The organism is Caballeronia sp. (assembly GCF_028292365.1).
In the GTDB taxonomy this organism is placed as follows: Bacteria; Pseudomonadota; Gammaproteobacteria; order Burkholderiales; family Burkholderiaceae; genus Caballeronia.
Genome location: NZ_JAQGMM010000038.1, coordinates 1 through 26051 on the forward strand (window position 1 = coordinate 1; position 26051 = coordinate 26051).

The 26051-nt window shown below is 60.4% G+C and carries 17 protein-coding genes and 2 pseudogenes; 8 read left to right on the plus strand and 11 right to left on the minus strand.

Features of this window, described 5'->3' with window-relative positions:
- From JWR14_RS01825 to JWR14_RS01840, 4 genes are all read left to right on the plus strand, one after another.
- Window positions 1–709, plus strand: a 709-nt coding sequence (locus tag JWR14_RS01825; RefSeq protein ID WP_299700343.1) for an ATP-binding cassette domain-containing protein, incomplete at its 5' end; no start/stop codon positions are given.
- Complete coding sequence (locus JWR14_RS01830) at window positions 706–1707, plus strand: ABC transporter permease (RefSeq protein ID WP_299700345.1); 1002 nt, start codon at window positions 706–708, stop codon at window positions 1705–1707. The genes JWR14_RS01825 and JWR14_RS01830, both read left to right, overlap by 4 nt.
- 225 nt (window positions 1708–1932) lie before the next feature.
- Entirely contained in the window at window positions 1933–2865 is a 933-nt protein-coding gene (gene rbsK / locus JWR14_RS01835; protein WP_299700347.1) for a ribokinase, read from the plus strand.
- A 208-nt stretch (window positions 2866–3073) separates the two neighbouring features.
- The gene (locus tag JWR14_RS01840) at window positions 3074–4180 is read left to right on the plus strand and encodes a nucleoside hydrolase (protein ID WP_299700349.1); all 1107 of its coding nucleotides are present in this window, start codon (window positions 3074–3076) and stop codon (window positions 4178–4180) included.
- Between the two features lie 59 nt (window positions 4181–4239).
- Here the strand turns inward: JWR14_RS01840 and JWR14_RS01845 are convergent, their stop codons facing one another.
- The 7 genes and pseudogenes from JWR14_RS01845 to JWR14_RS01875 all read right to left on the minus strand — a co-directional run bounded on the left by JWR14_RS01845 (window position 4240) and on the right by JWR14_RS01875 (window position 13460).
- Entirely contained in the window at window positions 4240–5376 is a 1137-nt protein-coding gene (locus tag JWR14_RS01845) for an acyltransferase (RefSeq protein ID WP_299700351.1), read from the minus strand.
- Between the two features lie 247 nt (window positions 5377–5623).
- Complete coding sequence (locus tag JWR14_RS01850; protein ID WP_299700353.1) at window positions 5624–6763, minus strand: porin; 1140 nt, start codon at window positions 6761–6763, stop codon at window positions 5624–5626.
- Between the two features lie 264 nt (window positions 6764–7027).
- Complete coding sequence (locus JWR14_RS01855) at window positions 7028–8368, minus strand: MFS transporter (RefSeq protein WP_299700388.1); 1341 nt, start codon at window positions 8366–8368, stop codon at window positions 7028–7030.
- 310 nt (window positions 8369–8678) lie between these two features.
- Window positions 8679–10130 carry an aldehyde dehydrogenase gene (locus JWR14_RS01860; protein WP_299700355.1) on the minus strand — a complete coding sequence of 484 codons (1452 nt, stop codon included), beginning with the start codon at window positions 10128–10130 and terminating at the stop codon, window positions 8679–8681.
- A gap of 52 nt (window positions 10131–10182) precedes the next feature.
- Entirely contained in the window at window positions 10183–11802 is a 1620-nt protein-coding gene (gene mdlC, locus JWR14_RS01865) for a benzoylformate decarboxylase (protein WP_299700358.1), read from the minus strand.
- Window positions 11803–12265: 463 nt separating this feature from the next.
- Window positions 12266–12686 (minus strand): annotated as a pseudogene (locus JWR14_RS01870) (IS6 family transposase); the annotation flags it as partial.
- A gap of 108 nt (window positions 12687–12794) precedes the next feature.
- The gene (locus JWR14_RS01875) at window positions 12795–13460 is read right to left on the minus strand and encodes a hypothetical protein (protein WP_299700361.1); all 666 of its coding nucleotides are present in this window, start codon (window positions 13458–13460) and stop codon (window positions 12795–12797) included.
- 458 nt (window positions 13461–13918) lie between these two features.
- Between JWR14_RS01875 and JWR14_RS01880 the strand changes: the two genes are divergently transcribed.
- The 4 genes and pseudogenes from JWR14_RS01880 to JWR14_RS01895 form a co-directional block, all read left to right on the plus strand.
- A complete protein-coding gene (locus JWR14_RS01880; protein WP_299700364.1) occupies window positions 13919–14776 on the plus strand; it encodes a M15 family metallopeptidase in 858 nt (285 codons plus the stop codon).
- A 91-nt stretch (window positions 14777–14867) separates the two neighbouring features.
- On the plus strand, window positions 14868–18767 hold the full coding sequence (tssM, locus tag JWR14_RS01885; protein WP_299700367.1) for a type VI secretion system membrane subunit TssM: 3900 nt from the start codon (window positions 14868–14870) through the stop codon (window positions 18765–18767).
- Window positions 18764–19753: a type VI secretion system-associated protein TagF gene (gene tagF / locus JWR14_RS01890; RefSeq protein ID WP_299700370.1), complete on the plus strand. Its 990-nt coding sequence runs from the start codon at window positions 18764–18766 to the stop codon at window positions 19751–19753. Before tssM ends, tagF begins: the two co-directional genes overlap by 4 nt.
- Before the next feature lie 61 nt (window positions 19754–19814).
- Window positions 19815–20642 (plus strand): annotated as a pseudogene (locus JWR14_RS01895) (OmpA family protein); the annotation flags it as partial.
- 64 nt (window positions 20643–20706) lie between these two features.
- Here JWR14_RS01895 and tssA read toward each other — a convergent pair.
- From tssA to JWR14_RS01915, 4 genes are all read right to left on the minus strand, one after another.
- Window positions 20707–21816, minus strand: coding sequence for a type VI secretion system protein TssA (gene tssA / locus JWR14_RS01900; protein ID WP_299700376.1), 1110 nt, complete (start codon window positions 21814–21816; stop codon window positions 20707–20709).
- A gap of 74 nt (window positions 21817–21890) precedes the next feature.
- On the minus strand, window positions 21891–24527 hold the full coding sequence (tssH, locus tag JWR14_RS01905; RefSeq protein ID WP_299700379.1) for a type VI secretion system ATPase TssH: 2637 nt from the start codon (window positions 24525–24527) through the stop codon (window positions 21891–21893).
- A 40-nt stretch (window positions 24528–24567) separates the two neighbouring features.
- Complete coding sequence (gene tssG / locus JWR14_RS01910; RefSeq protein WP_299700382.1) at window positions 24568–25674, minus strand: type VI secretion system baseplate subunit TssG; 1107 nt, start codon at window positions 25672–25674, stop codon at window positions 24568–24570.
- On the minus strand, window positions 25638–26051 hold a 414-nt coding region (locus tag JWR14_RS01915), incomplete at its 5' end, for a type VI secretion system baseplate subunit TssF (RefSeq protein ID WP_299700385.1). The genes tssG and JWR14_RS01915, both read right to left, overlap by 37 nt.

The following is a 26051-nucleotide window of genomic DNA, read 5'->3' on the forward strand; positions in this document are numbered from 1 at the left end:
GGACCGGGCGGATAGCGGCAGCATCTCGATTGCGCATCGCGGTGCGGCGCTCAAGACCGTCAGCATCAAGTCGCCCTCGGATGCAGTGAGCCAAGGTATTGCGCTCATCACCGAAGACCGCAAGGGCGAAGGTCTGTTGCTGCCCCAGCCAATTGCCGCGAACATTTCACTTGGCAATATTGGCGCGGTATCGAAGCACGGTTTTATCGATGCCCGCCGCGAGACCGCACTCGCGCAGAAGCAGATCGACGCCATGCGAATCCGCACGTCGAGCGCCGCACAACCGGTGTCCGAACTCTCGGGCGGCAATCAGCAGAAGGTCGTGATCGGCCGCTGGCTCGCCCGCGACTGCACCGTCCTGCTCTTCGATGAACCCACGCGCGGCATCGACGTCGGCGCCAAGTTCGACATTTATGCGCTGATGGGCGCCCAGGCTCGCGAAGGCCGCGCGCTGGTGGTGGTCTCCAGCGACCTGCGCGAGTTGATGCGGATCTGCGACCGGATCGGCGTGATGTCGGCGGGACGTATGACCGGCGTTTTCGAACGCGATAACTGGTCGCAGGACGCGTTGCTGGCCGCAGCGTTCGCAGGTTATGCAGCCCGCGATAAAATCCTCAGCGAATCAATTGAACCGGGCGTCGAAACGCCGGGCGTCGAAACGCCGCGCGCCGAGACGCCGGATACCCCTATCACGGAGCACCAGTCATGACTGCACAAACAACGGCGCCGAAATTGCAAACGGAGCCGCCCAAGAGCGCGAAGCCGATCGGCACGCGCCTGGGTTTCTCGAACTACCTGGGCCTGATGGGTGCGTTGATCGCGATGATCGCGTTGTTCTCCGTGCTGAGCTCGCACTTCCTGAGCTACGACACCTTCAGCACCATCGCGAACCAGATTCCCGATCTGGTGGTGATGTCGGTCGGCATGACGTTCGTGCTGATTATTGCGGGTATCGATCTGTCGGTGGGATCGGTCCTGGCATTGGGTGCGGCAGTGACCAGCGTCGCCGCCTTGCAATGGCACTGGGGAGCGCTGCCGTCTGCGTTGCTCGGCATGGCCGGTGCGGCGCTCACCGGCTGCGTGACCGGGGCTGTGACGGTGGGTTGGCGCATCCCTTCGTTTATCGTCTCGCTGGGTGTGCTGGAAGCGGCACGCGGTCTTGCCTACCAGATGACGAACTCGCGCACGGCGTACATCGGCGACGCCTTCGACTTTCTCTCGAACCCCATCGCGTTCGGCATCTCTCCTTCATTCCTGATTGCTATCGCCGTGATGGTCGTGGCGCAGCTCGTGCTCACCCGAACGGTTTTTGGCCGCTACCTGGTCGGAATTGGCACCAACGAGGAAGCCGTGCGGCTAGCCGGCGTCAACCCACGGCCGTACAAGGTCATTGTGTTTGCGTTGATGGGCTTGCTCTCGGGTCTTGCCGCCCTGTTCCAGATTTCCCGGCTTGAGGCGGCCGACCCCAACGCCGGTTCGGGAATCGAACTGCAGGTGATTGCCGCGGTCGTGATCGGTGGCACAAGCCTGATGGGTGGACGCGGCTCTGTTATCAGTACGTTCTTCGGCGTCCTGATCATTTCGGTACTTGCAGCAGGTCTCGCGCAGATCGGCGCGAACGAGCCGACCAAGCGGATCATCACCGGTGCGGTGATTGTCGTGGCGGTCGTCCTGGATACGTACCGCAGCAAACGGCGCATCATGTAAGCGTGCGCAGCGCCCGGTCCAAAGCGCTCGTGCAGCCGCGCTTTGGATCGTTGATTCGCGCTTCACACCCACAGTACAGATGGCTGACGAAAATGCGTCCCTATTATCCGCGATGTCGGTCGCGCCCCGGCTTGAGCCTGGTGTGCTTATTGCGCGTCCTGAACAGACGCGCAAGCAAACGCCCAAGCGCGGTGACGGGCCGGTTCGCCAGCAGGAGAAATTGAAATGTCCAAAGAAACCAAGCAAGGTTCCGTCCTCATCATGGGAAGTATCAATACCGATCTGGTCGTGCGCTCGCCACACCTGCCACGTCCTGGCGAAACGATCAGCGGCCATGAGTTCTCGCAGATCTCCGGCGGCAAGGGCGCCAACCAGGCGGTGGCGGCTGCACGTATCGGCGGCCGCGTGGCGATGGCCGGATGCGTGGGCGGCGACGCCAACGGCGCATTACGACTGGCAGATCTCGAAGCGGAAGGGATTGATTGCAGCGCGGTCGAAACCGACCCGTCAGTGCCGAGTGGCGTAGCGATCGTCACCGTGGCGGACGACGGGCAGAACACGATCGTGGTGGTGCCCGGCAGCAACGGCCAGGTTACCCCCGAGATGGTCAAGCGCCATGAGGCGGTGATCAAGGCTGCCGACGTGGTGGTATGTCAGCTCGAGACCCCATGGGATTCAGTCTATGCCACGCTTGTCACCGCCCGGAGATTTGGTAAGCTAACCGTATTAAATCCGGCACCGGCTACCGGTCCGCTGCCGCCCGAGTGGCTGCCGTTGGTCGACTACCTGGTTCCGAACGAAGTCGAGGCCGCGATCCTCGCCGGATTGCCGGTCGAATCGCAAAGCGGTGCGCGCCGTGCGGCAAAAGAACTTCAGCGAGCGGGAGCGCGTAACGTCATCGTGACGCTGGGGTCGCAAGGCGCGTATTTGTTGCCTGAAGCAGGCGAAGGCACGCACTACCCCGCGCCCAAGGTGAACGCGGTGGACACCACTGCTGCCGGCGATACCTTCATCGGCGTCTTCGCCGCACAGTTGGCCGCACGCCAACCCATAGAAGCTGCGATCAGCCTCGCCCAGCGAGCGGCCGCCATTTCCGTTACACGCGCCGGCGCACAACCCTCCATTCCGACTCGCCAGGAAGTCGACAGCGCGCCTTGACCCTGTCTGTTCCGGGACACCTCAAGTGTCCCGGTTAGTCGATTTAGATCTCCGATCTATTCACTCGATCCAGTTGCGCAATTTAGTTTGAAGTGTCGAAACCGTGCTGCCCCGTTGCAGGGGCCGGTCACGCCATCGTCAAGCTGCTGCATGGCTCCCCGTGGCAGTTGTTTTTTCGTCATCCAACTAACCTCAAATGGGAAAAGCAATGAACTCAAAACCCGCGTTTGTCCTGGTGGCTTCCGTGTTTTTGACGGCTTGCGGTGGAAGCGGAAATTCGAACTCCGGGCCCTTGGCAAATGCGCCAAAGGTCATCATGGATTCGGACTTCAATACGATGGGCGATGACGGCCAGCTTTTTGCAATGACCACGCAATTAATGGCGCAAGGGAAAGTCAATTTGCTCGGCTTGACTGTAGTAACCGGCAATGACTGGCTATTGCAGGAACAATCAGACGCGCTGAAAGCCGTGGAGCGGATGGGCGTACAGAACACCGTGGGCGTCTACGCCGGTGCGGATTATCCATTGCAATACGATGTCGCGAGTATCCGCGCCCAGCAAGCCGCCAACCCCAACGGTTATTTCGGCGCATGGAGCCGCCCTGAACCCACGCAGGCTTCGCAACTCATCGCCCCGCCGGACGGCTTTGCCACGAGCACGAAACTGCAGACGGAAAACGCGTCCGATTTCATGATCGATACGATCAAGCGTTATCCGAATCAAGTCACTATTCTGGAAGTCGGGCCGCCAACCAATCTTGCGCTGGCACTGAAAAAAGCGCCGGAAATTGCACCGCTTATCAAGCAGATTGTCTATATGGGCGGTGCGATGGCCGTACCGGGCAATGCAAATGCCGTGGGCGAACTGAACTGGTGGTTTGATCCGCTTGCCGTGCGCACGGTGCTGCAAACGACGATTCCTCAAGTCGTGATTCCGTTGGATGTGACGAATACCGTACCGTTGACTCAGAGCGTCTACGACCAGATATCCAACAATCCGGGCAAGCAGACCGCCGTCACCAAGATTTATGCGACGACCAACGCGAACGCATTTAGCACTAACACAGACATCTACGACACACTGACTATCGCTTATTTTCTCGATCCGACCTACGCGACGCAAACGAAGAGCGCGTACCTGGATATCGACACAACCAGCGGCGAAGATCAGGGTCACGTGATGGTCTATCCGGATCAACCGGCCGCCGGTGCTTCACCGCAGAAAATCGCTTACGTCACTCAGTTCGATAACAACCGGTTCTTCAGCCTGTATATCGATTTGTTGACGCGGCCGGTTCCGGTAACCCTGCCTTAAACCCACCCTAAGCCGCGTGCAGCGTTAGTGCACGGGCCAAGACAACGGCAATCTGACACCTAGTGCGCATGCTCAGGTTGCCGAATCGGACGCGGTGAGCGCGAGCTCTTATAGGCTTTGCGAAGGTACGCGCACAGGGGCTTTTCGATAAACAGGAAGCTTGCGATCGACACGGCCGTTAGCACGAGCAAAAATCCCAGGAACGGCGCGGGGGCCGTGGCGACGCTCGGGAACAGCATCCTTGCATACCTGAACAGCGGCACGTGCAGGATGTAGAACGCGAAACTCGCCTCCCCAAGCAGGACCATCGGCTTGCTCCCAAGCCAGCCGCTAAGCAACCCTTTCGCGCGCGCGAGACAGTAGAGAAGCAGGACAAAGGCGGGGAATAGCAACGCTTTGGCCAGCACGTGACTGGCAAGCACGATGACCGCAACTGCTGCAGCCAAAGCTGCAAAAGCGGCCACATCGAAGACCCCTGCCTTAGTCATGCCCTGGCCAAGATAAAGCCGCGCCATGCATATCCCGGCGATAAACTCGCCTATCCGAAGCACCGGCATGAAGTTGACGAGCTCTCGCAGCCAATACGCTTGCCCCAATGACGAGGGCAGGAACGAAAGCGTCAACGTCGGGATAACGGAAAATAACCAGCACGCCCCGATCAAGCTAAACAGCACGCCAACGCTGCGATTTTTCAGGAAAGCAAACAGGAAGGGGAACGACGCGTAGAAGACCGCTTCCGCTGAGAGCGACCATCCGGGAGTATTCCAGGCGTTCGCGGTGGCGGGCGTCCAGGCTTGCAACAGCGCGAGGGAAATCACGCCGTAAAACGCGAGCCGCGCATATAACCCGGCCGAGTGTCCGTGCAGGGCCGCAAGGTTCGAATAGACCAGCGGCGCGAATACGATCCAGCCCAATAAATAGATTGGGTAGATTTTTGCGAACCGGGAAAAATAGAACTGCCGTACGGCGGGCGCCTCTGCCCCGCCCATTTCCGGATGCGTGTAGGTGAGGATAAATCCGGAAAGAATGAAGAACAATTCGACGGGGTCGCCCGAATTCTCATAGAAATAAAATGGCGAGACCCCTAACGACGCGGCAACATCAGGCGAAAGGTGATACAGCGCAACGCTCAACGCTGCCAGGAAGCGAACGCCGGTTAACGCGGGAATAACTGGCCTTCTTGCAACTGTTGTCATCGTTCATTGGGTTCGCCGCGTGCCCCAGCGCGCCTGGCGGCCTTATGGTGCACGTTAAAAAATTGGAAAATTAATGCGGAATGGCGGATTTTCCGGAAAATAAAACGCTCTCATGTATAGCGTGTGGTGTCGGAGCACCGGGATTGGTGCTCATGTAAAAAGGGTCAGTGATCAGAGCGGTGTCTTTGCCATCAAACATGCTTACCCGATCGGACGCCGACCGGGTAGCTAGCAAGCTCTCGGGCAACTAGAAACTGTGCCGCAATCCAGCCATGACACCGAGCTGCCCAGCGCCCGCTGCAGGCGTCGTGCCGCCGCCCCCCTGACTCACCGTATAGGCGGCTTTCGCGCTGTTCGCCAGATACGCTCCCTGCAAATACACAGCCGTACTCTTCGACAAGAAATAGGTCGTGCGCAGCACCTCGATCGTGCCGCGAGTGTCGTCCTGCCGGTTGACGATCCGGTAGATACCGCCATCCACCAGGAACGCAGGCGTAACCGGATACGCAGCCGTCAGATAGAACTGATCCGACCTCACGTCGGGCGTAGCGGCCGACACGGTCTCCACCCTCCGCCCCAGCCAGCCGCCCCCGATCTTCAGTTTTCCGATCACTCCGTAGCCGTTCAACTGCATGCGGATATCTTTGTCACCTGGGTGGGTCAACGCGAATGTAGACGTGCCGTCAAACATGTTCGCCGAGGCGCCCGGGCCACCGCGTTGTTCGTCATAGGCCGCGGCAGCGCCGAAGCCGCTCCAGTCATAACGCAGCATGGCCGACCACTCGCGGCAGGTTTGAGGGCTGCCCGGGACCGAGCCGACACACGTGCCCTGCCCCGGTGAATTCCCCGTGCCGGCCGAATCACGGCCGAAGGAATAAGTTGCACCCGCGGTGAGGCCGCCAAAGGTTCCCTTGTACGCAACCGTGTTGTCGCTGCGCGCGCTGGGCAGATACTGGTCGAAGGAACCCGTGCCGCCATAGATGTCCGGACCGAGCAGATCAGAGTCGAGGATGGCCCAGTAAGTCATGGTGTACTGGCGCCCGAACGTCAGGGTGCCATAAGGTCCCTTCAACCCGACAAACGCTTGCCGACCGAACAGGCGACCACCCTGGTTCAACGTCCCGGCTTTGGTATTGAAACCGCTTTCCAACGTGAAGACGGCTGACCAGCCGCCGCCGAGATCTTCATTGCCGCGTATGCCCCATCGCGATGGCAGTTCACCCGTGATGCCTGGCATCCGTACCACGCTGTTGCCCGATGCATCGGCATGCGTTACATACTCGACGCCCGTGTCGATAATTCCGTAAAGCGTCACATTGCTTTGCGCAAACGACGGCGCCGCGTTGATCGCGAAAAATGCGCTCAATAATGCGGTTTTGTATTTCATGGTCTCCGAGTCCCCTGACCTGCGCTTTGGAATGCAGGTTGAAAATTTCTTGTTCCGATGACAGTCAAGCGTGTTGCGCACTCGACCCTCCTGACCTAGTCAGACTTTTTTTTAACCTCATATTTCTAATTTAATAGGTATGCTAATTTATTGAGTTTTTCAGAAACTCGAATCCCACTGGGTGATCTGGTTAAGTCAGCAGCGTGCGGGGTGAGGATCGCTCGACCCCGCATTGGAACGTTCAATGCGAGTACGTCCAGCGTTCTATCGGATCGCACTCGGTATATGTCGGCGCACGAGCGCAAGCGCGATCATCACAATGGTCATCGCCGCTCCCAGCATCAACAGGTACGACGACGCGCCTCCCGCAGTAATGACCGCGGCGCCGGCGAATGCGCTGACAATGGCGCCTATCCGCCCGAATGCCAGCGCCGAGGCCGTTCCGGTCGCGCGCACTCCTGTCGGGTAGACGTAGGCGCAGAGCGCATACATGGTGGACTGCACCGCATTGACAAACAGGCCATGTGTGAAAAGTCCGAACATCAGCACGCTCACATGCCGGGACACATCCACTGTCAGCAGCAGCCACGCGCTGGCAGCGGCGCCTGAACAACAAATGATCAGTGGCCAGCGTGAACCGAATCGTGCGATGGTGACTGCACACGCCAACGCCCCGATTGCACCGCCCAGGTTGTAGGCCGTGAGCCCGTAGCCGGCAAACTGCATCGACAAACCTTCGTTGGCGAGCATGGTCGGCAACCAGCTAAACGCAGCGTAGACAGCCAGCAAGCACATGAAGAACGCGCACCAGATCGCCACGGTGTCCAATGCACGGCCGTCCTTGAAGAGCGCGGTGAAACCTACGTGCTTCTCTGAATCGCGCTCGCGGATATCAATGAAGCGGGCATCTTTCGCGACAGGACGCGACATGCGCCCCAGCAGCGTCACCAACTCAGCCCAGCGGTGCGGGCGACGCGACAGGAAGCGTGGAGACTCAGGCAGCGCGAACAGCAGCAGCACCGCGAGCACCAGCGGCAGCACGCCGCCCGTCACAAACAACGCGCGCCACCCATAGGCCGGCAAGATCACACTCGCGAACAATCCCGCCACCATGCCGCCCAGAGGCACACAAAGGATCGTGACCGTGACCGCTATGGTGCGCACGCGCGCGGGCGTATATTCCGCCGTCAAGGTGGTGGAGGTCGGCAACGCACCGCCTATTCCCAGCCCGGCAATGAACCGCAGTGCGGCAATCACCGCAAGGTTCGGGGCAAGGCTGATCGCGCAGGTCGCGAAGCCAAACACCAGCACACTCCCGATCACCGCCCAGCGCCGGCCGAACCGGTCCGCAAACAAACCGGCGCAGGCGCTGCCTATTCCCATGCCTACCAGTCCCGCCGCAACCACCGGGGCAAACGCGTTGCGAGCGATACCCCACTCCTTGATCAGCACGGGGATGGCAAAGCCGATCAACTGGCTGTCGAAACCATCGACGATGATCGACAGTGCCGCCAGCAGGACAATAAGCTTCTGGAACGTGGTGAATGGACCGTCGTCGAGCACGCTCCCAATGTCCACGGTCTTGCTCGTGTCCTGCAGTTTCATATTCTGATCATGTTCCGACTGCGCGGACCCCGTGAACACAGCGGGAGGTACGTAGCTGGGCATATGACTGTCTCCTGTTTTGCGCGAGTTCTCCCCGCACATCTTTATTTTCTTGAGCGAATTATGCGAGCGAGGTGCGTTCTTTTGATATTGCCAATTAGCGTAAAAGTCATGACCTTCCTGCATGACCTTCCGGACCTGCTACTTGCATGGTGTCCGTTATCGTTTGCCGCGCTAGCACTTTTTAGGAACGCTTAGTACTCGGTTACCACTTGAGCCAGCGTATCTGCTCGCGCTGCATGTCTCCCCATCAGAATGGATAGTGACGCGGCGTGGTCTGCACGGTGATCCAGCGTAAATCCGTGAATTCCGCGATGCCCGCTTTGCCCCCAAAGTGACCGAATCCGCTGCCCTTGACACCGCCAAAAGGCATTTGCGCCTCGTCGTGCACCGTCGGGCCATTGATGTGGCAGATGCCCGATTCAATGCGGCTGGCGACATTCATCGCACGCGCGATGTCGCGGCTGAACACCGCTGAAGACAAACCGAATTCGTTATCGTTGGCGCAGGCAATGGCCTCTTCGTCGCCATCCACTCGCACGATTGCTTTAACCGGTCCAAACGATTCGTCGTGGTAGATCCGCATGTCGGCGTTGACGTGGTCCAACAGCGTGGCCGGCATCAGCGTGCTGTCGGCTTTGCCGCCGCAAGCGAGCGTTGCGCCTTTCGCGAGTGCATCGTCGATCAACGCATTGCATCGCGCGACGGTACTCATGTCGACAACCGAGCCGAGCACAACCGGTCCATTGCGCGGATCACCCAGCGGCAGTTCGACCGCGCGGGCGGCGAACCGTGCGACGAACGCGTCGGCCACCTTGCGATCCACCACGATGCGCTCCGTCGACATGCAAATTTGCCCCGAGTTGGAGAACGCACCGAACACTGCCGCATTGACTGCGGCGTCGAGATCGGCATCGTCCAGTACGAGCAGCGGCGCCTTGCCGCCAAGCTCCAGGACCGCTGGCTTGAGGTACTTCGCGCAGCTTGCAGCAATGACCTTGCCGACCCGGGTCGAACCGGTGAAGTTGACGCGCCGCACCTTGGGATGAGCAATCATTGCTTCAACGATCGGGCCGGCGTCCGCCGGTGCATTCGTCACGAAGTTCACTACGCCGGCGGGCAATCCTGCCTCCTGCAATGCATCGATGATCAGGCCGTGCGTCGCCGGACATATCTCGGACCCTTTGAGGACGACCGTGTTGCCGCATGCGAGCGGCAACGCAATAGCGCGAACGGCGAGGATCACCGGTGCGTTCCACGGCGCGATCCCGAGCACGACACCCGCCGCTTGCCGCATTCCCATTGCCAGGCTGCCGGGTACATCGGATGGAATGACTTCGCCGGCGATTTGCGTGGTGAGCGCCGCGGCCTCCATGAGTCCGGAAGCAGCCAGATGCACGTTGAACCCAGCCCAGATAGCCGACGCGCCCGTTTCCGCCGCCATGGTGGATACGAAGGCGGCATGCTTTTCTTCGAGGACTTGTGCGGCACGCATCAACAGTGCGCGTCGCTCGCCCGGGCCTGTAGCAGACCACGCCGGGAACGCGCTGGCGGCGGCATCGACCGCGGCGAGCGCATCAGCCACCGATGCGGCCGGTGCACGCGTAGCAACCTCGCCATCCAGTGGATTCCTGCGCTCGAAGGTCGCGCCGTTAGCTGCTTGTACAGCCTCGCCGTTGATCAACATGGCAATGGTTTTCATCGTCTGTCTCCTGATGATTTTTATGTTTGCTGGGGTCAATGCGCCACGTGCGCTAGGCGACGACGGTTTCTACCAGCATCGGCCCGGCAGTGTGCAAGGCTTCGTTCAAGACGTCCTTCAAGAGGGACGCCTCCCTGACCGCCACGCCGCGACATCCCATGCCAGCCGCAAGCGTCACGAAATCCAGACCCGGAAGGTCGGTTCCCTGTACTGGATCGGTTGGTGCGAAACCAAACACCGGCGCAAAATCCTGCAACGCCGCATATCGGGAATTGTTAAGGATGACGAATGTAATAGGCAGGTTGAGTTGAACTGCGCTCCATATAGCCTGAATCGAGTACATGCTGGAACCATCGCCAATCAGCGCGATTACCCGGGTACCCGGCTTGGCGAGCGCGACACCCACTGCTGCGGGCATACCGTATCCAAGGCCGCCGCTTTCCATGGTCAGGAACGTGCCGCTGCGGGTGAACGGCAGATATTCCTGCATGACAGGCCGTGCACTCGGCGCTTCTTCGACCACGACGTCGGCCGGATTGCGTATTTCGGCGAGCGTTTGCAGCACGAATGCAACTGACATCAGCGGCGAAGCCTCAGCGCGCGGAGGCGCACGGCGACCCGCCGGCAGCGGACGGGGCCGGGGCGCGGGCCGCGCGAGCAAGTCCGTGACGCCGAGGCGGATGTTCCCTACCGCCGCCGTACCGGTTGGCGTCCAGGCCGCCACGCCGGGGTCATCGACAAGCTGAAATAGTTGCGCGCCCGGGGGAACGTGCGGGCCGCTGCCCTCCACGTGGTAAGTGAACGCGGGAGCACCGAGCACGCAGATCAGATCATGGCCATCCAGCATCTCGACAATCTTCTCGCGCATGGCGGGAAGGAAACCGGCGAACAACCGATGATCCTCAGGAAAACTGCAGCGTCCCGACATGGGCGCCACGAAAACGCGTGCCTGATGACGTTCAGCGAGGCCCACCACTTCATCCACCGCGCCCGCTCGGTCCACGCCGCCACCCACAACAAACGCGGGGCGTGCACATTGATCAAGCGCGTCACCCATGCGTGCCAGCATGACCGGATCGGGCCGCGTCACCGTGCTGACGTCGCTCACCGGCACATAGTCCGCAGGCTGGTCCCAGTCGTCAGCGGGAATGGAGACGAACACGGGCCCGCGCGGCTCCTGCATCGCTATGTGATAAGCACGCGCGATTGCCAGCGGCACGTCGGCAGCGCGCGCCGGTTCAATACTCCATTTCACGTAAGGCTTGGGTAACTCGGTTGCATGCGTCGACGCCAGGAACGGGTCGAATGGAAGGATTGAACGGGCTTGTTGACCGGCGGTCACGACAATCGGCGACCGGTTACGAAATGCCGTGAAGATGTTGCCCATCGCGTTGCCGACACCTGCAGCCGAATGCAGGTTCACCAGCGAGGCGTTACCCGTTGCCTGCGCAAAACCGTCGGCCATTCCGACCACGACGGCTTCCTGAAGCCCAAGTATGTAGCGGAAATCGGCGGGAAAATCGCGGAACATCGGCAGCTCGGTGGACCCCGGATTCGCGAATACCGACGTCATTCCCACGCGTCGCATGAAATCGATCACGGCATCGCGGACGGTGATGCGCGCGGGTTGATCGGGACCTGAAGTAGCCTGCTGCGGGGTGCTGCCTGTCATGCAATTGCCTCCTGAAAATCCAGCGAAGATTCAGCGAATGAGCGCTTTATCCGTTGCATGATTATCCAATTGCGCACACATCATGAATATTGCCTTTTTTAGAAGAAGGCATTACGTTTGTGCATGACTTTGAACCAGGGTTACGAGGGCGTCGCAGCTAAATCGACACGTAGATACCAGAGATCGCGAAAGGACATCGGCGAATCCTCGCAATTGCATTCGCTCTTTCGAATCAATAAGCCTGCTGGGCTGGCAGAACACCGTCCCAGGCAAACTGAATCTGCGATGCAGTCTTTTAGCAAACCTCAATTGAGCTGATGCGAAGTATCAAAGCCGGACGTTCAGCGCATCGTCGCGGACGAGACGGCGCTAGATTTGAAGGGCAAGGCGCAAATTGCGATGGCGCAACTGCACGCTACTCAAGTTGATCCATCGTCGAGCGAAGTCGACCGTGTAGCCGCCACCGCATGCGTCGCTCGCGTTCGCGCGTGGGCTGATGACTGTTTTCGGCTCGGTTATTGACCTGCGCGCAGGCTTAGACGAAGACGTGCTTGACGTGAGCCAATTCGGGCATCTCGGCCTTCGCCGCCGGATCGCTACGCAGTTGGTCGGTCACAATCTTGCGCGGTGTCTCAGCACTGATCGACGGCGCGCCACAACGGGCGAGGCTCGCCGCGCAACGTCAGAAATACTTCCTCAAGATGCCATGTGGTGCCGGGCTTGCGACGCGACGCTTTCACACGGTGTGCGAAGCACGCACCGAACTTATCGCACCAGCGTCGGACCGTTTCGTCGCTGGCGATAACCCCGCACTCGAACAACAGCCCTTCGATATCACGCAGGCTGAGCTGAAACCTGAAATACCAGCACACCGTGCAACCGATGACTGCCGCCGGAAAGCGATTCTTCTCTGCACTCGGTCATATATAGGATAACGATGTAAATTTTCGACTTGGAAACGAACGGTTGGAGCGCCCCAACCCACTCCTCCCCTAGTTGCGGCTGTTACTCGTCTCCGACGCTGCTGGACAAGCGAGGTCCTTACCCCAATGTCCATCGCAGACACGCCAGCGACAAATCTCGTCTGTGAAGAAGTTGTCCTTGCCGCATTCTTTCAAGCGGGCGGCCAGCTTCGCGTCGGCCTTCACGGACGACCGGGCCGCCTCTGCATCCTGCTTCCCCGTAGCGGGCGGCGTGTAAGGTTTGGTGCGCGAGACGAGCGCGGCAAGCAGGTCCACGTCCTGATCATCCGGCTTGTCCGCATTTTGCGCGGACGGACGCTTTTTGCCCTGCGCGGCGAGCGTCTCATGCCTGGACGTCTTGCTGTCGCGCGCTTCGCGCACGTCCTGCCTTAACGATCTCCTGGCGGCCTCCGCGTCCGCGCGTGCGCCGGTCGTCTTGTCGGATTTCGCGACCTTCTTGCCGGCTGCGTCCGTCGTGTTCGCCACCTTGTTGGCCGATGCCGCAGCGGACACCGCGACCTCCTCCGATGCACCGTTCTCGAGCGCGCTCGCAATCCGGCCTGTTGTCTTCGACGCGGCGTTGTCATCGTCGGCCGCGACGATTGAGGCGGCCTGCGAATTCACCGCCGCCTGCGCACCGGCGACCTGCGCAGCCGCGCCGCTCGCAGGCTTCATCGCGGCAGCGGTATTACCCACCGCACTCGCCGGTTGGCCCGATGCATCTACCGCGGTAATTGTTTTATTTGTATTCGCATTGGCCCGGGCGTTTGTTGAGGAAACGGCAGGAGAGTCAGTCCACTTATAAGGGAGATAATGCCAGCCACCCCACGCCGCCGCGCCTGCTATCAAAAGAGCCAGCAGTGCATAAGCCGATCTAGAGCGCCGCGGGTGTACTGGCCCGCTTTCCACCCGGCCTTCAAGACTGGCAAGAATTCGCGAGCCATTTGCATGCTCGGCCTTCTCCTTGCCGGAAAGGAGGCTAGGGGGCGCTTTGGAATTCGACGGGTCCGGCACACTCATTAAAATGTCTCGTTGATACTTGATTAAGTTTGCCCGGATAATACGCCGGAAGCAGCTTCCGGTGGTTCAATGGACGCCTGATTCTAAAAGCAAGCAATACAAAATACAATGACCAGAAATTCCCGGGGCAGATCTTGATCGCAGTTGCAATTTTCGCGTATTTCCTGATTGCTGTCGCAATAGCCGCGCTCTTGTTCTTACCAGGACTGCGATCGGCGGCATTCACGCTTTTATTTCAATGGTTTGACAACCTGCATATTAGGTTGTACGCCAGGTTGTCCGCCCGGCGAGCCTTTGCGAAAGATCGACTGGCTTATTCGGTCAAAATTTCCCGTTTATCGGTTATCGATGCGCGTCGTATTGTTGTCGGCAAGCGCTTGCTGATTTTGTCTACCGCGGGTATTCTTGTCGCGCCGCCATTAGTCGCACTGGTAATGCGCAAACGGCAATTATTCCAGTATGACGAAGACCTGCGCGTTCCCGACGAGAAAATCGCGGCGCTTCTTAACGGCGAGCAACTCGTTCCGCCGCCACCCTTACCACCCGATGTGTTTGCAACACGCGAAGTCGAGCAGGTTCGGCCAGCCTTGAAAGACGCAAGCCGCGACTGGAATTTGCTGGATGCCGATTTTCGGACGCGTTTGTTGCTCGTGTACAAAATCATGCGCGAACAACATGGATACGAAATGGCGCTATTGGAAGGATATCGAAGCCCGGAGCGCCAGAATAGATTGGCGCAAATGGGGAGCAATATAACGAATGCCGGAGCCTTTCAAAGCTATCACCAATATGGCCTTGCCGCAGATAACGCTTTCTTGCTAAACGGGAAGATTGTAATTTCCGAAAAGGATCCCTGGGCAATGCGGGGTTATCAGTTGTACGGCGAGACTGCCGAATCGGTCGGGCTTACCTGGGGCGGCCGCTGGAAAATGATGGATCTCGGCCATGTCGAATACCACAAGCCCGGCTTCAAGATCGGGCAGGCGCATTGAACGCTTCACTGGACATCCTGTTCCAGCGCTCGCCGTTGCGTCGCCGCCATTCGCGCGGTTGCCATGAAAACTTCAAAGACCTGACTGCACTATGCGACGTTTCCTGAACGTGTTGACCCGATCGCGCACGTTGACTGTTGTCGGCGCCATCACGCTGGCCGCATTCCTCTTCGTCGTTGCCGACCTGTTCCAGATCGACTGGATCTGGCCCGCCGCGATCTTCGGCGCAGCCGTGTTCCTATGGTTGCTCTCATGGGCCTGGAAGCGTCACAAGACCCGGCGTGCCAACGCGAAACTGGGCGACATGCTCGAGCAGCAAGCGGAAACCGGCCGAGGGCATGCGTCGGCGGAGCCGGCCAAGCAAGCCGAACTGGAAACGCTGCGCGCGCGTTTGTCGGCGGCGGTCAAGACCATCAAGACGTCAAAGATCGGCCAGGCCTCGGGCGGCGCCGCGCTTTACGAGCTGCCGTGGTACATCGTGATCGGCAACCCGGCTGCGGGCAAGAGCAGCGCCGTGCTGAACTCCGGCCTGCAATTCCCGTTCGCGGATAAAAACGATGCGGTCGTCCACGGCATTGGCGGCACGCGCAATTGCGACTGGTTTTTCACGACTGAAGGCATCCTGCTCGATACCGCCGGGCGCTACTCCATTCACGAAGAAGACCGCAGCGAATGGCTCGGTTTTCTCGGCTTGCTCAAGCGCTATCGGCCGAAAGCGCCGATCAACGGCATTATCGTGACGGCAAGCATTGCCGAACTCACCAACAACCGTCCCGAGTTCGCGATCAACCTGGCCAAGAACCTGCGCCAGCGCGTGCAGGAACTGACCGAAAAGCTGGAAGTATTCGCGCCGGTCTACGTGATGTTCACCAAGGCCGATCTCATCACCGGTTTCACCGAATTTTTCAGCGGCAACGAGAAACAGGAATACGACCGTGTCTGGGGCGCCACCCTGCCCTACGAGCCGGACGAAAAGCGCGATGTAGTGGGCCTCTTCGACACCCGCTTCGATGAACTGCATGAAGGCCTGAAAGAAATCAGCATCGCGCAGATATCAATGAACCGCGGCTTGAAGTTATTGCCGGGGCAACTGAGTTTCCCGCTTGAATTCTCGGCGATCAAGCCGACCCTGCGCACCTTCCTCGCGACGCTGTTCGAAAACAATCCGTTCCAGCACAAGCCTATTTTCCGCGGCTTCTATTTCACCAGCGCGCTGCAGGAAGGCGTGACCAACAGCGCGGCGACACAACGCATTGCGCACCGCTTCGGGCTGGAAGGCGAGGGTTTGCCCACTGCTCAAAGCGCGTTTTCGAAGAATGGTTTTTTCCTTCGCGACCTGTTTTCCAAGGTCATCTTTGCGGATCGCGAGACCGTGCGCCAGTTTGCGAGTCCGATCAAGACCCGCACGCGCTATACCGCGTTCTTCGGTTTCGTCGCCGTCCTCGCGCTGTTGCTCGGCGGCTGGACCTGGTCGACGATCGGCAACCAGCAGCTTGCGTCGAATGTCGCAGCCGATCTCGACAAGGTGGTCAAGCTTCAGCAGAACCGCAATGACCTGCAGTCGCGGCTCGAAGCCATGGACATTCTTGAAGACCGCATCGAACAGCTCGACCAGTTCCGGCGTGAACGGCCGCTTTCGGTTTCGCTCGGGCTGTACCAGGGCGATCGTCTCGAACAGCATCTGCTCACCGAGTATTACTTTGGCGTGAAGCAATTGTTGCTCGCGCCGGTATCGGCGAACCTTGCTTCGTTCATGAAGGACGTCAACGCCCATCCGGAGCAACTGTCGCCCATGACCCGTCCGCCCGAATCCGGTGCGATGGCGGTGTCCACTGCGAATGCACGCAACGCAATGGCCGCGGCAAACAACAATGGCGGCCTCTATAACGACGCGTCGCCGTCCAACGTGGAAGACGCCTATAACGCGCTCAAGACGTACCTGATGCTGAGCGACAAGCGGCACGCGGAGACCGCTCATTTGACGGATCAGGTCGCCCGTTTCTGGCGTGGCTGGCTGGAGCAGAATCGCGGCAACATGCCTCGCGACGAGATGATCCGCAGCGCGGAGCGCATGCTCACGTTCTATCTGTCGCGCGTCAATGACAACGACTGGCCGATGATCGATTCGAATCTGGCGCTCGTCGACCAGACGCGCGAAAACCTTCGTCATGTGGTGCGCGGCTTGCCCGCTCGCGAACGTGTCTACGAAGAGATCAAGGCGCGCGCCTCCACCCGCTTCGCGCCCATGACCGTTGCTCGCATCGTGGGCGAAGACAACAACGGCCTGGTCGCAGGCAGCTACGCCATTCCCGGCACCTTCACGCGTGAAGCGTGGAGCGATTACGTGCAGCCCGCGATCCGCGATGCCGCGACCAAGGAGCTGCAGGCGAAGGACTGGGTGCTCAATGTGTCGGCGCACGACGACCTGACGCTCGAAGGCAGCCCGGAGCAGATCCAGAAGGCGCTCGTCGCGATGTACAAGACCGAGTACGCGGCGCAGTGGACCCGCTTCATGCAGGGTGTCGTGGTGCAAAGTTTCGGCAGCTTCGGACAAGCGGTCGACTCAATGAACCGCCTCGGTGATCCGCAGGACTCGCCTATCCGTAAGGTACTGGAAACCGCGTACGAGCAGACTTCGTGGGACAACCCATCGCTTGCCTCCGTCCAGGTCGACCCCGTGAAAGCCGGGGCCATGGAACGCGCGAAAAGCTGGATCTCGAACCTGTTCTCGCGCTCGTCCAACGGTGCGATCAACGCCAACATCGACCTCAACGGCCGCCCCGTGCAATTGCCGATGGGTCCGGTCGGGCAAGAGTTTTCAGGGCTCGCACGCATTGTCGTGAAGCACGACAGCGGCTCGATGCTGCAGAACTACATGGACTCGCTCTCCAAGGTTAGAACGCGCTTTAACGTCCTCAAGAACCAGGGTGATCCGGGACCGGGCGCCCGCCAGTTGATGCAGCAGACACTCGATGGCAGCGGCTCGGAACTCTCGGACTCGCTGAAACTGGTGGATGAGCAAATGCTCAACGGTCTCACCGAGTCGCAGCGCAGAGGCCTGCGTCCGCTGCTCGTGCGCCCGCTGATGCAGGCCTATGCAGTGATCATCCAGCCGGCTTCTGTCGAGGTGAACAAGGTGTGGAACGCGCAGGTTTATCAGACGTTCCAGTCGTCGCTGGCGAGCAAATATCCGTTCTCGGCGAACGGCAAGGTGGAGGCAGGCGCCGGTGAAATCGCGCAAGTGTTCGGCCCTGACGGCTCGATCGCGAAGTTCGTGGGGACGACCCTCGGACCGCTCGCGGTACGTCGCGGCGATGCGCTGAGCGCCCGGACCTGGGGCGACATGGGCCTCGCACTGACGCCTGAGTTCACGAACGGGTTTGCGAGCTGGGTGGCACCGCTTGCGGGCGGTGCATCTGGCGCAGCCGGTGGCGCGGGCCCCACGGAACCGCAAACGGTGTTCCAGATCCTGCCCCAGCCGAGTTCCGGCACGACCGAGTTCACCTTCGAGATCGATGGCCAGCAACTGCGCTATCGCAACACCCCGCCGCAGTGGACCAACTTCGTATGGCCGAATCCGCAAGGAACGCCCGGCGCGCATTTGAGCGCGACCACGTTTGACGGCCGCACGGTCGAACTGGTCAACGAACCGGGCCGCTACGGCCTGGAGAAGTTGATCAACGCGGCACAACGCAAGCGCCGCCCTGACGGCACCTTCGATCTCACCTGGACTCAGGGCAGCGTGTCGATCTCGGTGAGCATGCGGATCATCAGCTCGGCGCAGTCGGCCGGTGCTGGCGGCGGTGGCAGCGGAAGTGGTGGAAACAGCGGCAGCGGGGATCAGCCGCAGCGTCAGAGCCTGCGCGGTTTGCAACTACCTTCATCAGTAGCCGACGTTGCAGCCGCGGCGGGCAGAACGGCAGTGCCTGTGGCGCCGGCCGGATCCAGGCAAACTGCTGCCGCGACATCGGCTATAGGAGACACGCAATGACGCAGACTGTACAGGCGCAGGTCGCGTACTTCGGCAAGATTCCATCGCGCGGCGACTTCGTGAAGAGCGCCAACAATCCGCAATTGCTGAACACGCTCGACCGGTACGTGGCGCAAGGCATGGAACTGCTCGCGGAAGATCCGCGCTGGAAGATCGTCTATGACGAAGCCAAGCCGGTTCACTTCGCGTTTCTCGGCTCGCAGAGCAAGCTGGCCATAGCGGGCCATATGGTGACGAGCCACGACCAGTCGCAGCGCCGCTTTCCGTTCCTAGCGGCGGCCGCGCTCGAGGTCGACCGCCCGCTGAGCTTCCTGCCGCGTAGTCCCCTCGCCTTCGCGCGCCTGTGGTCGCGTATTGCGGCGCAGATGCAGCCACTGCTTGGCGACGTCGAACCGCCCGGCGCCTTGCAGGCGCTCGCAGAAACGCAGATTGCCGTCGATATCGATTCACAGCGCAATCCGCACGACGGCACCTTCGCGGATTTTGTCGAGCACCAGACGCTCGCGGGTCTTGAGCAGATGCTGCTGGCGAACGGTCATCCGGTACGTCTGCGCGGCGCGATGCTTGCGCTCGGGTCGCTGCTCAAGCCGGTGATGGCAAGCGGCTCTTCTCATCTCGAACGCGGCCTGACGCTGCCGTTGCCGAATGATCCGTTCTATCGGAGCCTGGTGGCGGCGCTCTGGCTCGAACTGATCGCGCCCTTCGTCTCGCAGGCTGACTTCGAACTGGCCATTTTCATTGGCACGATTGCTTCGCGTGAACGGCTGGTCGTCGGCTTCAACGGCGCTTCGGCGAAAACGCTGCACAGTATTGTCGATCCACAGGTATATGCGGCCCATAACATCGATATTGACGATCCCGAGTGGATCGACGCACATGCACAGAATGATCATGGCATCAGCAAGCTCGTCAGTTATCTCGATCAACCGCAACTCTCGCTGCGTGTCGCTATCGACACGTTCCGCGAGGTTTTCATCGGAGCTTGAGCGCATGCGTTCGATTGTCGCCGTGTGCTTCCTGGTTGGTGCAGTCGGTGCTCAAGCGCAGACCGTCAATCCGGTCGCGGGCGATCCGGTAAAGACCACGGCGTTGCCCGCGGTCGCCGCACCGGTTTCGCCCACGCTTCAGAACCCCAATGCGACGGGGGCGATTGTGTCGGCGCCTGCGACGGCCAACACGGTGCCGGGTCAGGTCGTAGCCGGTGGCACCGTGCCGGACGAAGCGACCAAAGCAGCAGTGCTCGCCCGTTTGCGCGATACGTATGGGGCAAGCAATGTAGTTGACCAGATCGAGATCGGCGATGTTGCGACGCCGCCGAACTGGGGCGCCAATGTGCAGAAGCTGATCAACCCGCAGTTGAAGCAGATCAGCAAGGGGCAGTTGAGAATTGACGGCACGGCAATCGATGTGAAGGGCGAAGTGCGCAATGAGGCGCAGCGCCAGCAGATTGCAAGCGACATGGCCAACTCATTGAACCCTACGTACACGATCAAGAATGGCCTTCGTGTCACGGCGTCGGAACAGGGTTTACTCGACCGCACTCTAGCTAATCGCACGATCGAGTTCGAAACCGGCAGTGCGACTTTGACACCGCAAGGGCGCGCTATTCTCGATCAGATGGCGGCTGTGCTTGTGAAGATGACAACGCGTACGGTCGAGGTGATCGGGCATACCGACAATGCGGGCAACCGGAGTTCGAACGTTGCGTTGAGCCAGGCGCGTGCGGACGCGGTGAAGGGATATCTGGTGGCGAAGGGAATCAGTCCGCAGACGCTGAATACGACGGGCGTGGGACCGGATCAGCCGATAGCATCGAACGATACGAACGACGGCCGGGCGCGCAATAGACGGATTGAGTTTCGAGCGGGACAGTAAGGAGGCAGTTACTTTTCATTCGAACTGATGAACCCTTGAGGGATTGCCGGCGCGAACGAAACGATTATTCCGACTGCCCCTTCACTCCCAGCAACTCCCGGATATGAGCGAGCGATGCATCGTCCTTGACCACGGTGGTCAGCCATTCGTGCAATGGCATGTCGGCCCACTCAGCGGCTTTTTCGGCGAGATACGCCACGGGGCTATGAGGCTCGGTACGACGGAAAAACGCGGCAACCTCGCGTAATTGCGCCACCGCTTGAGCTCGCGCCTGGGCGCCGCTCGCACTTGCTGTGATAGGCATTGACATAAACACAGGCTCCTCACGAACGGGCGCAACAGCTTGCTGCTCAAATGACGGCTCAACGCGCAGGGGCGTTTCCAGAACCACAGGCTTGGGCGCTTCGACAATGGCATTCACACCGCTCTCGCGAGCGAAACGCTCGGCCAGGCGATACACCGTCTCGTAGGCATCCCTCGCACGGCGGAAGCTCGGCGCACCCTCCCCGGCGCGGTGATCCAGCTCCTTTTCCAGCGCAAGCATCGCCACTTCGAAGGTCGCCAGTTGCCCAAGCAGCGCTGCGTAAAAGGCCGTAGGCGTGGAGCGTCGCGATGCCTCGATAGCCTCGACCGATGGCTTGCCGCGCAGGATGTCGTCAGCATGTTCAGGGTCGCGTTTTGCTGCCTGCGCGGCATGCGTGGCCACCTCCCAGTCCAGCGCGCTATAACGCTGACCACCAGCTTCCGTCAGCGCCGCTCCGCGCAACAGCTCGGCACTGCGGCCGACAAGCCACGCCACGTTGCCCAGGCGGTACTCGGCATCATCGCCCTCAGGCAACGGATGAATGTGATCCCAGAAGCGCTCGCATAAACCCTTGAGCAAGGTGAAACCGTCGGTGAGTCCCTGCAAGCCGTTGCGCATGGCAAGGGCTTCGGTCAGCCACACAGCGAGACGCAAATCCTTTGTCTGCGTTTTCAGCAATGCCGTGCTGCGTTCGATCACGAAGGGCCAGTCGGCTTCCTTGATCTCGGTGACCCACTCACCCTGGTCGAGTGAAGGATCGTCGAAGCGGCGCGCCTGCTGAACGGCGTCGAAGTCCGAAGAAAACAGCAAGTCATCGCCGCAAGGCGACGACGCGGAAACAGGATCGAGTAAGGCGGAGGTCGTTGACATGATTCAATTCAAACGTTTAGTACTGCAACTATCCTGGTTGTTTCGGAACTACGCGCGAAGGTGCTATCTAACCCTCACTCGATCACGTAGCTGAACCCGCCACCCTCATCGGCGCCCGCAATAATGCGTGTAATCGTCGTGCCGCTCGCCATGCGTTCGAGCACATGCCCGGCAATCTCCGGCAGCAGCGTCCCGCTCAGGATGTGATCGACATTGCGCGCGCCCGAATCGACTTCCGTACACCGCGCAAGCACTGCGTCCACGAGACTTTCATCCCATTCGAAGGCTGCCTTGTGATTGGCCTCGACCCGCCGCGCAATGCGCCCAAGCTTCAGTTCGATAATCTCGGCCAGCACGTCATCAGGGACCGGATAGTACGGAACAACCTTCATACGCCCGAGGAAGGCCGGCTTGAACACCTTGAATAGCTGGGGCCGCAACATCTCGGCCAGCGCGTCGGCACTCGGTAGTTCGTCGTCGGGCTTATTGAGGCAAGCCGTCATCACCGCGGCGGACCCAACGTTCGATGTCAGGATGATCAGTGTGTTGCGAAAGTCGATTTCGCGGCCTTCCGCATCGTCCATGGCGCCTTTGTCGAAGACCTGGAAGAACATTTCGAGGACATCGGGATGCGCCTTCTCGACCTCATCCAGCAACACCACCGAATAGGGATTGCGCCGCACGGCTTCGGTCAGCACGCCACCCTCGCCATAGCCGACATAACCGGGCGGCGAGCCTTTGAGCCCCGACACGCTGTGCGCTTCCTGATACTCGCTCATGTTGACGGTGACGAGCTTGCGTTCGCCGCCGTAGAGCACATCCGCCAGGGCAAGCGCCGTTTCCGTCTTGCCGACCCCCGACGGCCCCACGAACATGAACACACCCCGCGGTTTGTTCGGGTCCTCGAGGTTCGCGCTGGCGGTACGCACGCGCTGGGCGATGGCCTCGAGCGCATGGTCCTGACCGATCACCCGCGTGGTCAGGAGCGCCTTGAGATTCAGCACGGTTTGCAGTTCGTTTTTCACCATGCGCCCGAGTGGGATGCCGGTCCACGACGCAACAATCTCCGCTACAACATGACCGTCCACCTGGAGCGGGACAATCGGCTGCGCGCTCTGCAGCGTGCGCAGTTCGCTCACCCGTTCATCAAGCGTCGCGCGAATTGTCTGGAAGTCGACCTGTGCATGGCCGTCGCGTGCGGCATCAATCTGACGACGCAAATCATCGATCTCGTTGACCAGCAAACGCTCCTGCTGAAACCGCGCTTCGTCGCGAGCGAGCATCTCGACGTCCTGTGCGCGTGCTTCACGCAGACCCGCGATGCGCTCACCATGAGCGGCGCCACTTGCGGCTTCCCGTTCAAGCGCGGCAAGTTCGACATCTGTTCGCTCGATACGCTTCTTCGTATCGTCGATCACGGCCGGTGTGGAACTCTGTGCGAGCGCGACTTTCGCGCAGGCCGTATCGAGTACGCCAATAGCCTTGTCGGGCAACTGGCGGCCGCTGATGTAACGGTGCGACAAGCGCACGGCTTCCGTGATGGCGTCGTCGAGAATGCGCACGTTGAAGTGCTTCTCCATCAGCGCGCTCATGCCGCGCAGCATGGCCGCGGCGAGCGGCTCGCTCGGCTCCTCCACCTTCACCACCTGGAACCGCCGCGCAAGCGCAGCATCCTTTTCAAAGTACTTCTTGTATTCGCTCCAGGTCGTCGCGGCGATAGTGCGCAGCTCTCCGCGTGCTAGCGCGGGTTTCAGCAGATTGGCCGCATCGTTCTGTCCGGCCTGGCCGCCGGCACCAATGATCGTATGCGCTTCATCGATAAACAAGATGATCGGGTGCGGGCTCTTCTTCACCTCATCGATCACCTGCTTCAGGCGATTCTCGAACTCGCCTTTCACGCTCGCGCCCGCTTGCAGCAGACCCATGTCGAGCACATGCAGGGCGACATCGCGTAACGGCGTGGGCACATCGCCGGCGGCAATGCGTAACGCGAGTCCCTCGACCACCGCTGTCTTGCCGACGCCCGCCTCACCCGTCATGATGGGATTGTTCTGGCGCCGGCGCATCAGGATATCGATCGCCTGGCGAATTTCCGCCTCGCGTCCAATTACCGGATCGATGCTGCCTTCGCGAGCGCGTGCCGTGAGGTCGCTCGTATAAGTGTCGAGTGCGGGTGTTTTGGAAGGCCCCGTTGGCGGTAGTGACGCTGAGTCTTCGGCAGGCGTGGGTGCTTGCGCCTCGACCGATCCTTCGGTTACCTGATCGAATTCGTGTTTGAGCCGATCTACCCGCACCAACGCGAACAGTGGCGACATGCGTTGCGCGAACTGCGCAAGCTCGGGCGCATTAGTCAGCGCAAGCAGCAAATGGCCCGAGCGGATCCGTCCGATGTGCGAGTCAAGCGATGCAATCAGCCATGCCTGTTCGAAGAGCGCGATCAGGTGAACGGAAAAAACCGGCGTGCGCGTGTTGCCGGTTTGCAGCCGCGACAGTTCACCCTCGAGGTCGCGCCGGACAGCCGCCTGATCGATGTTGCTTGCACGCAAGACGAGCAGCACGTCGCTCGCCGGCTCTTCAAGCAACGCGAGGAACAAGTGTTCCAGCTCGACTTCGTAGTGGCCGCGCGAAAGGCAGGCACTCGCGGCGCGCTCGGTTGCCTGACGGCAGGTCGGGTTCAGCTTGGCAATCAGCGTTTTTAGCGGCGTGCTCATGAGTGACGTCCAGTAATGTCGTTGCAGTGTTCTTGATGCGTCAGGAGATGACGTGAAGTTCGTAACATGCGTCTGCGCGATCTCGCGGCGCTTGTTTCGTACAGAGAAACGCATCCCAGCCCAGTCGCGCGCCCAGGCTGAGATCACTCGTGAGATAACTCGGCCCGACCTCCTCGCGACGCAGCACGAGGGACACCTCGTATTCGAGCGTGACGCCGGCCAGCAGCGTCAACATGCGTTCCAGCGCGAGCGCATTTTCGGCCCCAGGCAAGAACGCCTCATAGTCCTTCTTCGATAGCGGCCCGACAACCAGCCGCGCACGCATGTCGCGCTGCCATACACGCTGGCCTGCCAGCGCCGTTGCGCCGAGCGTTGCATTGACCCCGCCAAGCACGCTCAACTGTTCACGCGGCACGTCATACCAGCGACCGATGAATTGCTCCACGCGAATAGGCACGCTGAAATAGTCCGACAAGGTGCGTTGCAGGTAAGCTGCCGACGCCGGCCGATGCCGCGCCGCAAGCGCATACCCCGCTATGGCTTCATCGAAGAGCGCCCCCGCCCCGTCCTGCAACTCGGCGCGCGTCTCCGCGTGCGAGACGCCGGCGAGCGAAAGCAGCAGTGGCAAGTAGCGCTGGTCCCGGTCGATCTCGTAGTGAAGCGGCAGCCGGTACTTCTTCCATGCGGCATAAAACAACGCCGTTGCGCGGTTCGAGAACATGTCGAAAAACTCGCGCGCCGCGTAGTCCTTATTGACTTGCTCCCGACCGGCAATCTGCTCCGTATAAGCTAGCGGCAACGCGCCCTGCACTCCAAGCAGGCCAAAAAAGGCCGGCGTGATTTCGACCCGGCTCAAGCCCCCGTTCGCCAACGCTTGCGTGCGGGACGGCTTGCTCTTCAACGCCGTGTTGTCGTGATCGAACGATATCGCGGCCTGGATCTCGCTGGGAGGAAACGACAACGACAAGCTGTTGCGAAACGCGACATGCCTCGCGATAACATCGCCGCGAGGACGCCCACCATCGGCCGCTTCGCGCGCGAATGCTATTTCGAGCAGGCGCACCGCCTGAAAAAATTCAAAGCGATACGGTTCGTCGAGCAAACGCTCGACTACAGCAGGATCGATTCGCCGCTGCGGGGTTTGCATCGCAGGATCTCCTCGCCGGTCCGCTTGGAGACGACGACCAGTTGCACAAAGCTGTTCAGGTGCACATACAGCCCAAAGAACGTGTCGATCACACGCACGAAGGAACCGAGGCTCGTACCGACGAAATGCTGCTCGTCGAGCGTGAGGCGTATTTCAATGCCGCGCACAAAGGTGGCGAACGGCTTGCCAGGAAGCCACTGGATGGTCGGCCGCTGCTCGATGGCGGTGATGCCTTCGATGTGCCGCGTCGAGACCGCCGTGCGCCGAAGATCGTATAGCCGCAGTAGTTCCTTGAGCGCCGAGACGCCGCTTTGAGCGAGCGAGACGTGGTTGAGCGCGAGATGCGAAATCAGTCGCCAGTGTGCGGCACGTCCTCG

Bases quoted from the DNA above. Each gene is read 5' to 3' on its own strand.
- JWR14_RS01830 (WP_299700345.1), top strand. From the start codon at position 706: ATGACTGCACAAACAACGGCGCCGAAATTGCAAACGGAGCCGCCCAAG.
- rbsK (WP_299700347.1), top strand. From the start codon at position 1,933: ATGTCCAAAGAAACCAAGCAAGGTTCCGTCCTCATCATGGGAAGTATC.
- JWR14_RS01840 (WP_299700349.1), top strand. From the start codon at position 3,074: ATGAACTCAAAACCCGCGTTTGTCCTGGTGGCTTCCGTGTTTTTGACG.
- JWR14_RS01845 (WP_299700351.1), bottom strand. From the start codon at position 5,376: ATGACAACAGTTGCAAGAAGGCCAGTTATTCCCGCGTTAACCGGCGTT.
- JWR14_RS01850 (WP_299700353.1), bottom strand. From the start codon at position 6,763: ATGAAATACAAAACCGCATTATTGAGCGCATTTTTCGCGATCAACGCG.
- JWR14_RS01855 (WP_299700388.1), bottom strand. From the start codon at position 8,368: ATGAAACTGCAGGACACGAGCAAGACCGTGGACATTGGGAGCGTGCTC.
- JWR14_RS01860 (WP_299700355.1), bottom strand. From the start codon at position 10,130: ATGAAAACCATTGCCATGTTGATCAACGGCGAGGCTGTACAAGCAGCT.
- mdlC (WP_299700358.1), bottom strand. From the start codon at position 11,802: ATGACAGGCAGCACCCCGCAGCAGGCTACTTCAGGTCCCGATCAACCC.
- tssM (WP_299700367.1), top strand. From the start codon at position 14,868: ATGCGACGTTTCCTGAACGTGTTGACCCGATCGCGCACGTTGACTGTT.
- tagF (WP_299700370.1), top strand. From the start codon at position 18,764: ATGACGCAGACTGTACAGGCGCAGGTCGCGTACTTCGGCAAGATTCCA.
- tssA (WP_299700376.1), bottom strand. From the start codon at position 21,816: ATGTCAACGACCTCCGCCTTACTCGATCCTGTTTCCGCGTCGTCGCCT.
- tssH (WP_299700379.1), bottom strand. From the start codon at position 24,527: ATGAGCACGCCGCTAAAAACGCTGATTGCCAAGCTGAACCCGACCTGC.
- tssG (WP_299700382.1), bottom strand. From the start codon at position 25,674: ATGCAAACCCCGCAGCGGCGAATCGATCCTGCTGTAGTCGAGCGTTTG.